Annotated in this window: 12 protein-coding genes; 7 read left to right on the forward strand and 5 right to left on the reverse strand. The window is 72.7% G+C overall.

What is annotated here, in order from left to right; translation table 11 throughout:
- Positions 1 to 5: 5 nt before the first annotated feature.
- Complete coding sequence (locus tag OG444_RS17910) at positions 6 to 926, forward strand: 1-phosphofructokinase family hexose kinase (protein ID WP_327263136.1); 921 nt, start codon at positions 6 to 8, stop codon at positions 924 to 926.
- Positions 927 to 1066: 140 nt separating this feature from the next.
- Here the strand turns inward: OG444_RS17910 and OG444_RS17915 are convergent, their stop codons facing one another.
- Together OG444_RS17915 and cdgB are read right to left on the reverse strand one after the other, a co-directional pair.
- A complete protein-coding gene (locus OG444_RS17915) occupies positions 1067 to 2119 on the reverse strand; it encodes a CBM35 domain-containing protein (protein ID WP_327263137.1) in 1053 nt (350 codons plus the stop codon).
- 68 nt (positions 2120 to 2187) lie between these two features.
- A complete protein-coding gene (gene cdgB / locus OG444_RS17920) occupies positions 2188 to 3963 on the reverse strand; it encodes a diguanylate cyclase CdgB (RefSeq protein WP_327263138.1) in 1776 nt (591 codons plus the stop codon).
- Between the two features lie 302 nt (positions 3964 to 4265).
- On the opposite strand from cdgB, the gene OG444_RS17925 reads away from it, so the two are divergent.
- Positions 4266 to 4835 carry a flavin reductase family protein gene (locus OG444_RS17925; RefSeq protein WP_327263139.1) on the forward strand — a complete coding sequence of 190 codons (570 nt, stop codon included), beginning with the start codon at positions 4266 to 4268 and terminating at the stop codon, positions 4833 to 4835.
- A gap of 17 nt (positions 4836 to 4852) precedes the next feature.
- On the opposite strand, the gene arfB is transcribed toward OG444_RS17925, so the two are convergent.
- Entirely contained in the window at positions 4853 to 5278 is a 426-nt protein-coding gene (gene arfB / locus OG444_RS17930; RefSeq protein ID WP_327263140.1) for an alternative ribosome rescue aminoacyl-tRNA hydrolase ArfB, read from the reverse strand.
- Between the two features lie 188 nt (positions 5279 to 5466).
- Between arfB and OG444_RS17935 the strand changes: the two genes are divergently transcribed.
- Together OG444_RS17935 and OG444_RS17940 are read left to right on the forward strand one after the other, a co-directional pair.
- The gene (locus tag OG444_RS17935) at positions 5467 to 6042 is read left to right on the forward strand and encodes a TerD family protein (protein ID WP_030718836.1); all 576 of its coding nucleotides are present in this window, start codon (positions 5467 to 5469) and stop codon (positions 6040 to 6042) included.
- A 151-nt stretch (positions 6043 to 6193) separates the two neighbouring features.
- Positions 6194 to 6712: a GNAT family N-acetyltransferase gene (locus OG444_RS17940; protein ID WP_327263141.1), complete on the forward strand. Its 519-nt coding sequence runs from the start codon at positions 6194 to 6196 to the stop codon at positions 6710 to 6712.
- 113 nt (positions 6713 to 6825) lie between these two features.
- On the opposite strand, the gene OG444_RS17945 is transcribed toward OG444_RS17940, so the two are convergent.
- Together OG444_RS17945 and OG444_RS17950 are read right to left on the reverse strand one after the other, a co-directional pair.
- Positions 6826 to 8238 carry a M1 family metallopeptidase gene (locus OG444_RS17945; RefSeq protein WP_327263142.1) on the reverse strand — a complete coding sequence of 471 codons (1413 nt, stop codon included), beginning with the start codon at positions 8236 to 8238 and terminating at the stop codon, positions 6826 to 6828.
- An 84-nt stretch (positions 8239 to 8322) separates the two neighbouring features.
- A complete protein-coding gene (locus tag OG444_RS17950) occupies positions 8323 to 8880 on the reverse strand; it encodes a GlcG/HbpS family heme-binding protein (RefSeq protein ID WP_327263143.1) in 558 nt (185 codons plus the stop codon).
- 306 nt (positions 8881 to 9186) lie between these two features.
- Between OG444_RS17950 and OG444_RS17955 the strand changes: the two genes are divergently transcribed.
- Genes OG444_RS17955 through OG444_RS17965 form a run of 3 tightly spaced genes read left to right on the forward strand, consistent with a single transcriptional unit; the run spans position 9187 to position 11566 of the window.
- Positions 9187 to 10398, forward strand: coding sequence for a sensor histidine kinase (locus OG444_RS17955; RefSeq protein WP_442810556.1), 1212 nt, complete (start codon positions 9187 to 9189; stop codon positions 10396 to 10398).
- On the forward strand, positions 10395 to 11018 hold the full coding sequence (locus OG444_RS17960; protein WP_327263144.1) for a response regulator transcription factor: 624 nt from the start codon (positions 10395 to 10397) through the stop codon (positions 11016 to 11018). The genes OG444_RS17955 and OG444_RS17960 overlap by 4 nt, the downstream gene beginning before the upstream one ends.
- A 44-nt stretch (positions 11019 to 11062) precedes the next feature.
- Positions 11063 to 11566, forward strand: coding sequence for a hypothetical protein (locus tag OG444_RS17965; protein WP_327263145.1), 504 nt, complete (start codon positions 11063 to 11065; stop codon positions 11564 to 11566).
- Positions 11567 to 11598 lie beyond the last annotated feature (32 nt).

The raw sequence follows: 11598 nt of genomic DNA on the forward strand, positions 1-11598 counted from the left end.
TGCCCATGATCCTTACCGTGACGCTCAACACCGCGCTCGACGTCACGTACCAAGTGCCACGGCTGCTTCCGCACGCCTCGCACCGGGTCTCCACCGTCTCCGAACGCCCCGGCGGCAAGGGCCTCAACGTCGCGCACGTGCTGGCCGCGATCGGCCACGAGGTGACGGCGACGGGCTTCGCGGGCGGCCCGGTCGGCTCCGTCGTACGGGGTCTGCTGGAGCGGTCCCCGGGCGTGGTGGACGCCCTGGTGCCCTGCGCGGGCAACACCCGCCGCACGGTCGCCGTGGCCGACGCGGCCTCCGGCGACACCACGCAGTTCAACGAGCCCGGCCCGCTGATCACGGCCGCGGAGTGGTCGCGGTTCCTCGCCCGGTACGAGGACCTCGTGTACGGCGCCGACGCCGTCGCCCTGTGCGGCAGCCTCCCGCCCGGAGTGCCGGTGGGCGCGTACGCCCTGCTCGTCCGCTCGGCCCGGGCGGCCGGAGTGCCCGTCCTGCTGGACGCCAGTGGCGAGGCCCTGCGCCGCGGGGTCGCCGCCCGCCCCGAGATCATCAAGCCGAACGCCGCCGAACTGGCCGAGCTCACCGGATCCCGCGACCCGCTCCCCGCCACCCGCGACGCCCGCCGCCGGGGCGCCCACGCGGTGGTCACCTCGCTCGGCCCGGCCGGCCTGCTGGCCGCCACCGCCGAGGGCACCTGGCAGGCGTCCCCGCCGCGCGCCCTGTCCGGCAACCCCACCGGAGCCGGGGACTCCGCGGTGGCCGGCCTGCTGTCGGCGGTGGCGGAGGGCCTCGACTGGCCGGCTCGCCTCTCCCGCGCAGTGGCCCTCTCGGCGGCCACGGTCCTCGCCCCGACGGCAGGAGCGTTCGACGCCGGCATCTACGAGGAGCTGCGGCACGCCGTACGCGTCCGTGCCGGCGGCTGACGACCCGGCAGGTCCGCCCCGCCCTTCCGCACGCTGCCCTGCGCACAAGGGCCGGCAGGCCCTCCGTACGACGACATCAGGCCCTGCCGCGCGTGCGCGGCAGGGCCTGATGTGCGTGGCCGGGACGTGTGTCCCCGGCGTCAGCGCCTGACGTGGCCCGCAGCCAGCTCCAGCTGGTCGAAGACGACGTCGCACTGGTTGCCGGCCTCGCACGAGATCCTCATCGCGTTCGTGCCCTTCTTGAGGTTGATGAACGCGAAGGTGCGCGTCCATCCCTTGTCCCAGGCGCCGTCCGCAGCCTTCGCGAAGTTGTCCAGGTTCAGCGACTGGTTCGGGCTCTGCCCGTTGACCGTGAGGGTCGCCTTGCCGGGCTTGCCGGGAACGCCGTAGTTGACGAACAGCGTGTATTCGCCGGCCTCCGGCACGTCCACCGTCCAGGTGAGCGCCGCACCCTGCTGGTTGAAGCCGGCGACGTACTGGCCGCCCGAGCTCTTCGAACCGGGCACCGTGTTCTCCAGCCGCGCACCACCGGTCAGCACCATGCCCGCACCGGCGGCCTCGCCCTTCGGCAGCGGGGCCTGCGAGGGCTTGGGGCTGCTCGGGGCCGGGCTGGCCGGGTTCTGCGGGGCCGCGGACTGCTGGCCGCCGTTCGCCGAGGGCTCTTCCTTGCCCTTGTCCTTGTCGCCGAACTGCAGGGCCGCGACGATGCCGATCACGACCACGGCCACCACTGCGACCGCCGCGATCAGCAGACCGCGACGGCTGGAGCTGCCGCCGCCGCGACCGCCGTGACCACCGCCGTGACCGCCCGGGTGCGCGACCGTCTGGGTCTGGTGCTGCGGGGAGTGCGCCTGCTGCGCCGGAACGCCGTAGCCGCCCGCCTGGAGGGCTTCCGGGGACTGGTACTGCGGGTACGGGGTCTGCGGGGTGTTCTGCTGGTGCGGGACGGGGCCGCGCGGGCCGCCGTTCCGCCGGTCCCCGACCGTACGCACCTGGTGGTGCGAGGTGCGCGGGACACCGGGCTGGGGACCGTTGTGACCGCCGCCCGACGCGCCCGGGTAGCCGTATCCACCGCCCGACGCGGGCGGTGTGGCTCCGGCCGCCTGGCCATCCTCGTAGAGGTAGCCGAACGGATCGTCGTCCTCGGGCTTGTTCGCCCCACCGTGCGGGACGTTGTTCGCGGGCGTCGTCATCGCAGGTCACTCCTTTCGACCCCCGGGAGCCTACCCCGAACACGTGCACCCACGGGCGGCAGATCGCCTCAGCCCGCCCTGCGATGGGCCTTCGACCGGGACCTCTTCTCGATATACATCCGCTGATCGGCGGAGCGCAGCACCTCGTCGGCGGACATCCCGCAGCTGGCCCATCCGATGCCGAAACTGGCCCCGACCCGCACCGCACGGCCGTCCACCCTGATCGGCGGGATGATCGCGTTGCGGAGCCGGACCGCGAGGTCGGCGGCGTCCGCCGCGCCGAGGCCGTCGGCCAGGACGACGAATTCATCACCACCCAGCCGGGCGACGGTGTCACCGTCCCTGACGCCGGTCGTCAGCCGCCGGGCGACCTCGATCAGGACCGCGTCGCCCGTGTGGTGCCCGAACCGGTCGTTGATCGACTTGAAGCCGTCGAGGTCGCAGAAGAGGACCGCGAGCCCCTTCGTACCGTCGTCGATGTCGGTCGCGGGCGCCACCGTGTGCACGTGGTGGTCGTACGGGCCGTCCGACGGGGCGGGCGGCGCCCCGGGGAACTCGAAGGGGTCCGCCCCGGCGAAACGGTCTGGGCCGTCGGCGTGAAACCCGTGCTCACCGGCACCACCCGCCTCCGCCCCCACCGGGTGCCCGTCATGCCCCGCGTGGCCGCCGTGAGCCGCGTGGCCGCCGTGCGCCGCGTGGCCGTCGTACCCGTCACGCCCCTCGAAGGCCGCGTCCAGCGCCTCGATCGCGGAGGCCCGTACGGACTGTGGCCTGCGGCACAGCCGCGCGCCGAGCCGGGCCCGCAGCTCGGCGCTGTTGGGCAGGCCGGTCAGCGAGTCGTGGCTGGCGCGGTGGGCGAGCTGGAGCTCGTGCCGCTTGCGCTCCTCGATGTCCTCGACGTGCGTGAGCAGGAACCGGGGCCCGTCGGCGGCGTCGGCGACGACGGAATTGCGCAGCGAGACCCATACATACGTGCCGTCGCGGCGGCCCAGGCGCAGCTCGGCGCGGCCGCCCTCGGCGGACGTGCGCAGCAGGGTGCCGATGTCCTCGGGGTGGACCAGGTCGGAGAAGGAGTAGCGGCGCAGGACGGAGGCGGGGCGGCCGAGCAGCCGGCACAGCGCGTCGTTGGTCCGCAGCAGCCGGCCGTGCTGGTCGCCGCCCATCTCGGCGATGGCCATGCCGCTGGGCGCGTACTCGAAGGCCTGGCGGAACGACTCTTCACTGGCCCGCAGCGCCTGCTGCTCGCGCTCCAGCCGGACGAGGGCGCGCTGCATGTTCGCCCGGAGCCTGGCATTGCTGATGGCAATCGCCGCCTGGAAGGCGTACATCTGGAGCGCTTCGCGGCCCCAGGCTCCCGGCCGGCGGCCGTTGCGCGGTCTGTCCACCGAAATGACACCCAGAAGTTCCCCGCCGGACGCATACATGGGCGCATAGAGCCGGTCCTCGGGATGCCACTCGTCCTCGAAGCGCGGATCGGGGCCGTCGGTGTGCCACTGGGGGACGTCGTCCTCCATGAGGACCCAGCCCTCGGTGTGCGGGATGAACCTGAGTCCGTCCCAGTTCTCACCCATCGTCAGGCGGCGTTCCCAGGAGGCGCGGGAGCCGACCCGGCCGGTGATGAGGGCCTCCGCGGCGGGGTCGCCGGCGAAGGCGGCGACGACGAGATCACCGTCCGGGCGAACGAGGTTGACACAGGCGAGTTCGTAGCCGAGGCCCACGACGATGCCGTCCACGACGGTCTGCAGAGTGTCCGCCAGGCTCCGGGCCGTATTGAGCTCGGCCACCACCCGGTGCAGCTGCCGCAGGGTCGCAAGACGGACGTACGGCTCCGACTCGGTCTCCATTGCTCGCTCTCCCCGAGACCTCGACAGCAACTCCAGGTTTGTCATCGGCGTTTCGTTGCGGTGTCCCGTCCACTGAATCACAGTGAGCTGTGCGCCAGGTACACAGGGTCAACAAATCTTGCCCTCTGTGACTCAAGTCACATCAGGTGAATATCGGTGCGCAGTGGGCTCGTGCACGACTGGGAGCGCTCCCTCTCATTCCCGAGAGCAAACGATACGCCCGGGCCTAGGCCAAGGGGCGGGGACGCGACTCGGACCAGGGCCCGATGTGCGGCGCGGAAGGGCGAGATTAGCGTTTCAGCGTGCTGAAGACGACCCCCGTACCCACCCCGCCCCACGCAAACCCCCATGCTGAGGGAGTGAGCAATGACGAGTTCCGGGCCGCGATGTCCCGGCTGGCGGCGGGCGTGTGCCTGATCACCGCGCACGAGCCCCCGCTGTCGGCCGACGGCCCCCGCGGCGAGGACGTCGGCATGACGGCGACGGCCTTCATGTCCGTCTCCCTGGATCCCCCGCTGGTCCTGGTGAGCCTGCGCGAGGGGTCCCGGATGGACGACCTGCTGGCGGAACAGCCGCTGTGGGCGGTCTCGGTGCTCGCCGACCACCAGCTCCAGGTTGCGGGCCGCTTCGCGATGAAGGGCCGCATCAGCGACCGGCTGCTCTTCGCCGATCTGCCGTACGTACGCGGCGAGGCCTCCGGCGCACCCCTGCTGACCGGCGCCCTGGCCACCCTGGAGTGCCGTACGGAGAACCGCGTCGAGGCGGGCGACCACACCCTGGTCGTCGGCCGGGTCCTGGCGGCCGGCCTGCCGTCCCCCGACTCGCCGCCGCTGACGTACTTCCGCGGGCGCTACCGGCACCTGAGCCAGTAGGGGCCCGCCGGGAGCGGCTACCAGTCCCGGGCCGTGCGGCCGCGCTTGGTCTCGCCCCGCGCCTTCTTCTCGCGCAGCCGGCGCTCATTGATCCCGCGCGGGATCTTCGTCGCCCGGCGCTGCTTCGGCGGCGGCGCCGTCGCCTCGGCCAGCAGCGAGGCCAGCCGGACCAGCGCCATCTCCCGGTTGCGCAGCTGCGAGCGGTGCTCGGAGGCCCGTACGGTCACCACGCCGTCCACCAGCTTCGCCGCGAGGCGCTCCAGCGCCCGCTCCTTCCACACCTCCGGCAGCGCCTTGGTGGCCGCCAGGTCGAACAGCAGCTCCGCGCGCGAGTCCGAGGTGTTCACGTGCTGACCGCCCGGTCCGGAGGATCGCGAAAAGCGCCAGGCGAGCTCTCCCTCGGGGAGCACGACCGAACCGCGGATGACATAAGGACCAGGCATGCCCCTATGATCCGCCCCCGCCCGGGCATCCGTCACCCGCATTTACCGCCCCCGCGCCGGGCCCGCGGAAATTCCCCCGTCACGGACAATTCACGACGGGAACCCGACCGGCCTCTCGTCGCGTTATAGGGGGCAGCGGTAGTTTGACCGCCTGTACGTGCATGTTGGATGAGGAAAGGGACATTCCCATGGCTGTCAGCCTGTCCAAGGGCGGCAACGTCTCGCTCACGAAGGAGGCCCCCGGCCTCGCTGCCGTCACGGTCGGCCTCGGCTGGGACGTCCGTACGACGACCGGTGTCGACTTCGACCTCGACGCCTCGGCGATCGCGGTCAACCCGACGGGCAAGGTCGTCTCCGACGGCCACTTCGTCTTCTTCAACAACAAGTCCACCCCGGACCAGACCATCGTCCACACCGGTGACAACCGCACCGGCGAGGGCGCTGGCGACGACGAGGCCATCAACGTCAACCTCGCCGGCCTGCCGGCCGACGTGGACAAGATCGTCTTCCCCGTCTCCATCTACGACGCCGAGGCCCGCAGCCAGAACTTCGGCCAGGTCCGCAACGCGTACATCCGCGTCGTGAACCAGGCCGGCGGCGCCGAGATCGCCCGCTACGACCTCTCCGAGGACGCGGCGACCGAGACCGCCATGGTCTTCGGCGAGCTCTACCGCAACGGCGCCGAGTGGAAGTTCCGCGCGGTCGGCCAGGGTTACGCCTCCGGCCTCACCGGCATCGCGCAGGACTTCGGCGTCAACGTCTGAGCCTGCGTCAACGGCTGCTCAACAGCAGCGTCGACGCCTGAGGCCGCGACTGCGTCCGGCGGATCCGGCACCTGACGGACCCGCCGGACACCAGCGCCGGCGAAGCCCCCTCCCGGCCGTCCGGGGAGGGGGCTTCGCTACCGTTCGGCAGGTGATCCTCCAACCGCTCGTCCCCGTCGACGGCGCCCTACCGGGCCCGGTCCTCACCGAGATCGCCGCCCTCTACTCGACGAACCACGCGTTCTTCGAACTCAGCGGGGACTTCCCCGACCCGGACCGCATCACGGTCGAACAGGTCGCCGCCGCCCTCGCCGTGGAACTGGCCCACGACAGCGCCGAGGTGCTCCTCGCCCGCTCCGCCGGCCGCCTCGTCGGTCTGGCCGCCACCCTCGCGCAGGCACCCGCCGCCGACGACCCGGACCCGTGGATCGGCCTGCTGCTCATCGACGCCACCGCGCACCGCGAGGGATACGGCCGCGCCGTCGCCACGCTCGTCGAGGACCGTTTCCGGGCCGCCGGACGCGCGGGCGTCCGGATCGCCGTCCTGGACAACAACCCCAAGGCCCTCGCCTTCTGGCAGTCCCAGGGGTACGTCGCCCTGCGCAGTGCCAAGGACCGCGAGATGGGCCGCGACTGCACCGTGCTGCGCAAGCCGCTCGAAGCCCCGTAGACGTTCGGGCCCCGTAGGCGCGTAGGCCCCGTAGGCCCGGGGAGGGCGGGCGGCCGGCCCGGGCCTACGGGGCCCGGGGAGGGCGGGCGGCCGGCCCGGCGGTCGCGAACGGCCTACTTGGGGCGGGCCTTCCCGTACAGCCACACGTCCCAGACCTTCTTCAGGTCGTGCCCGGTGCTCGCCTCGGCGTAGGCGGTGAAATCGGCCGTGCTCGCGTTCCCGTGCCGGTGGTCGGCGGCCCAGCCGCCCACCAGCGCGAAGAACTTCTCGTCGCCCACCTCCTGGCGGATCCGGTGCAGCACCATCGCGCCGCCGTAGTACACCGGGTCCGCCGAGATGTCCCCGGCCCCGGGCGGGGAGGCCGGCGGGAAGGCGTCCCAGGCGACGCCGGCGTCCTTGTCGACGTCCGTGTCACCGGCCTCGAAGGCCTCGAAGTGCTCCTGCGCCGTGGGCCCGCCGTGGTCCTCGGCCCACAGCCACTCGGCGTAGGTCGCGAAGCCCTCGTTGAGCCACATGTCCTTCCACGACTTCGGCGACACCGAGTCGCCGAACCACTGGTGCGCGAGCTCGTGCACGACGAGCTCCTCCTCCGCGGGCGCACCGGGGAAGACGGGCCGGCCCTGGGTCTCCAGCGCGTAGCCGAGGGTCCCGGCGGGCACCACGATCGCGCCCGCGGTGGCGAACGGGTACGGGCCGAACCGGCCGCTGCCCCACTCCACCATCTCCGGCAGCCGCGCGAGCGGACCCGTGTCCGCGGTCCCCTCCCCGGGCGCCACGGCGCTGTAGAGACCGGTCCCCGAGCGCGTCCGCCCGGTCGTCACCTTGTACGGCCCGATCGCGGCGGTCGCCAGATAGCTCGCCATCGGCTCCGGGCTGTGCCACGCGAAGACGGTCCGCCCGTCCGCGTCCTCGGTACGGGAGCGCAGCTCGCCGTTCGACACGGCCTCGTATCCGCGCGGGACCGTGAAGGTGATGTCGTACGAAGCCTTGTCGCTGGGGTGGTGGTTGCCGGGGAACCACGTCATCGAACCGACCGGCTCGCCGACGGCGACCGCGCCGTCCTCGGTGGTGATCCAGCCCTCCTTGGAGCCGTCCGGATCCTCCAGGGGCTTCGGCTTCCCGCTGTAGTCGATCTCCGTACGGAAGACCTCGCCCTTCTTCAGGTCCTCGGCGGGGCGCACGGTCAGCTCGTTGCCGGTCCGGTTGTACCGGGCCCCCTCGCCCTGGACGGTCACGCCCTCGACGTTCATCCCGCTGAAGTCCAGGTTGAAGGAGCTGAGACCCTGCTCGGCGCGGGCGGTGATCACGGCCGTGCCGTGCAGCTGCCCGTCGGCGGGGTCGTAGTCCAGGTCCAACGCGTAGTGGTCGACCTGGTATCCGCCGTTCCCCGCCCGCGGGAAGTACGGATCGCGCAGCCCCGACGCACCCGGCCGCCCCTGCACCGTGTCCCCCGTACACCCCGTGGTGAGGGCGAGCAGGGCGGCGACGGCGGGGGCGGCGAGGCGGGAAAGAGCACGGTGTTCCACGCACTCGATCCTAGGCGGGGCGGCCGCGCGGACCACTCGCGCGGACTGCGCGTGCGGACTGCTTGTGCGGACTACTTGTGCGGACTACTTGTTCAGCGCGTCCACGCCCGCCTTGGCGAACTTCTCGTCCAGGTCACCGCTCGGGGCGCCGGCCACACCGATGCCCGCGACGGGCGCGCCGTCCACCTGGACCGGGGTACCGCCGCCGAGGAAGAGGGTGCCGGGGATGTCCTTCAGGTTCGGGGCCTGGGCGAGCCGGCCCGCGAGCACCGAGGTGGGGGCGTTCCAGGACACGGCGGTATAGGCCTTGCGCTGGGCCGACTCGTAGGACTGCGGGCCCGCGCCGTCGCCGCGCAGGGTGACGATGGTGTTGCCGTTGCGGTCGACGACGGCGACGGTCACCTTCTGCTTCTCGGACTCCGCGGCCTTCAGCGCGGCCTGGGCGGCGCGGGTCGCGGCGTCGACCGTGAGGTGCGTCGTGGTGGTGAAGTTCTTGTCGCTCTGACCGTCCTTCTTCCCGGCCACGGAGACCTGGGCGGTCTCGGCGGCGGGGGTCGCGCTGGCGCTCACGGCACCGAAGGCTCCGGCGCCCAGGGCGACGGCAAGGGCGGTACCGGTGAGAACGCGGGTGCGGGTCTTCATCTCTGCTCCTGAGAACGGTGCCGCGGTGACGGCTTCGAGTCGGTCGGTCCGGGCCGGTCGGACCGGCTCCTTCACTGCTCCAAGCCTCGGCCCGAAACCCCCCGCACCCCGTCCCCGTACCGGCTCGCCCCGGCCACCGTTCCGGCTGACCCGAGGGTCATCCGATCGGTCGATGCGGAGCGCCTCCGGCGCGGTATTTCCTGGTCAGAGCCGTCTCCACCCCGCAGGGGCCGGGGCGCGGGGTCGAGGCGCAGGTGCCCGCGCAGGTGCCCGGGCCCCGTCCCGGCAACGCCGCCGCGGGCGACAATGAACGCACCCCTCGCACACCAGGAGCAACCGGTGAGCCACCCCGCCCCGCCGCGCGACGACACCCGCACGCTGGCCATGGTCGCGCACACCGCGTTCTTCCTGCTCCTCGGCGCCTCCGTGGTCCGCTTCCTGCTGCGCCATCCCGGCGAACCCCGCACCCCGTGGGTCCTCGCCCTCAGCATCACCCTGGCCCTGCTCTACGTACTCGGCCCCGCGCTCGGCGCCGCCCCCACCGCCCGCCGGCTCCTGTGGCTCGGCCTGGTCGTCACCATCTGGGTGGTCCTGGTCGTCCTCGCGCCGAGCTTCGCCTGGTGCGCCGTGCCGCTGTTCTTCACCGCCCTGCGCACCCTGCCGCCACGCGCCGCCGTCGTGCTCGTCGCCCTCCTCACCGGCTTCGTGGTGATCGCCCAGCTCCAGCTGGCCAAGTCCTTCGACCCCAACCTGCTGCTGGCCCCGCCCGCCGTCGCCGCCCTCGCCACCGCCGTCTTCGTCCACATGGAACGCCAGGCCCAGGCCCAGCGCACACTGATCGACGACCTGATCCGCACCCGCCGGGAGCTCGCAGCCACCGAGCGCCGCGAAGGCACCCTCGCCGAACGGCAGCGGCTGTCCATGGAGATCCACGACACCCTCGCCCAGAACCTGTCCAGCCAGCAGATGCTGCTCCAGGCCGCGGACCGCACCTGGGACAGCGACCCGGCCACCGCCCGCGCGCACGTCCGTACCGCCACCGGCATCGCCGCGCACGGCCTCGCCGAGGCCCGCCGGCTCGTCCACGACCTGGCCCCGCCCGAGCTCGCCGACGGCGCCGGCCTCGCCGACGCCCTGCGCTTCCTGGACGCCGGCCCCGGCATCGAGGTCCGCTTCCACCTCGAAGGCACCCCCGCCCCGCTCCCGGACCGGGTCCAGTCCGCCCTGCTGCGCATAGCCCAGGGCGCGCTGGCCAACGTCCGGGAGCACTCCGGCGCCCGTACGGCCGCACTCACCCTCAGCTTCCTGGGCGACCAGGTCGTCCTGGACATCGCCGACGACGGCCACGGCTTCACCGAGCCCCGCACCGGGACCCGTACCGGCGCCGCAGGACGCGGGCACGGCCTCCCGGCCATGCGGGCCCGCGTCCGCCAGCTCGGCGGCACCCTGACGATCGAATCCACGCCGGGCGAGGGCACCGTCCTCTCCGCGGCCATCCCCCTGGAGCCGGCCCCATGACGACGATCCTCCTCTGCGACGACCACGTGGTGGTCCGCGCCGGACTCCTGGCCCTGCTCGGCAGCGAGCCGGACATCGAGGTCCTCGGCGAGGCGGGCAGCGGTGAGGAAGCGGTCGCCCTCGCCGCCAGGCTCCGCCCCGACGTGGTCCTGATGGACCTCCAGCTGGGCGAGGGCATCGACGGCGTCGAGGCCACCCGCCGCATCACCGCGCTCCCCACGCCCCCGCACATCCTGGTCCTCACCACCTACGACACCGACGCGGACATCACCCGGGCGATCGGCGCGGGCGCCACCGGCTACCTCCTCAAGGCCGAACGCCCCGAGGAGCTCTTCGCCGCCATCCACTCCGCGGCCCAGGGCCGCACCACGCTGTCCGCGCCGGTGGCCAGCCGCGTCATGGCCCACATGCGCGGCACCCGCCCCACCCTGACCGACCGCGAACTGGACATCCTCGGCCAGCTGGCCCGCGGCCTCGGGAACCGCGACATCGCCCGCGCCCTGTTCATCAGCGAAGCCACGGTCAAGACCCACCTGGGCCGCATCTACGACAAACTCGGCGTCGACACCCGCGCGGGCGCGGTCTCGGTGGCCAAGGAACAGCGCCTCCTGCCGTCCTGACACCGGAGGTGAGCGGCGGCCGGTACCCGTGACACCATCGGAACGTGCTCGACATCGGCTACTCCCTCTCCCGGCGCTTCCCGGACCCCCCGCAGACCGACTACCGCTCCGCGGACGTCCACACCCTGCGGCACGACCTGTTCTGCGGGGACGTCTACCTCGCCGACACCAACGCCGACCGGGAAGTGTCCACAGCCTGGGGATGGGTGCCCGTACTGGACTTCGCCTGGGCGCTGTGCGACATCGTCGAACAGCTCGACAAGGACCCCCGCGGCAACCGCTCCGCCAACCGGCAGTTCGCCGAGCTCGACTTCACCGAGTCCACGGACCGGATGCTCTTCGAGCGCCGCTTCGGCTGGGTCGACGTCGAGGCCGACTGGATGCCGGCCGAGGAGGCCCCGCTGACCTTCAGCCACCGCCTGCTGCGCCGCGAGGCCCGCGACTTCCTGCACGACGTCATCGCGGACCTGATCGACATGCACGACGGCCTCGCCGACAACCCCGCGATCTGGACCCTCCAGGCCCGCTTCCCCCGCGTCCCGGCCTGATCCGCGTACGAATAGACTCGCGCTCTTCGGGC

This window comes from Streptomyces sp. NBC_01232 (genome assembly GCF_035989885.1).
Classification (GTDB): domain Bacteria; phylum Actinomycetota; class Actinomycetes; order Streptomycetales; family Streptomycetaceae; genus Streptomyces.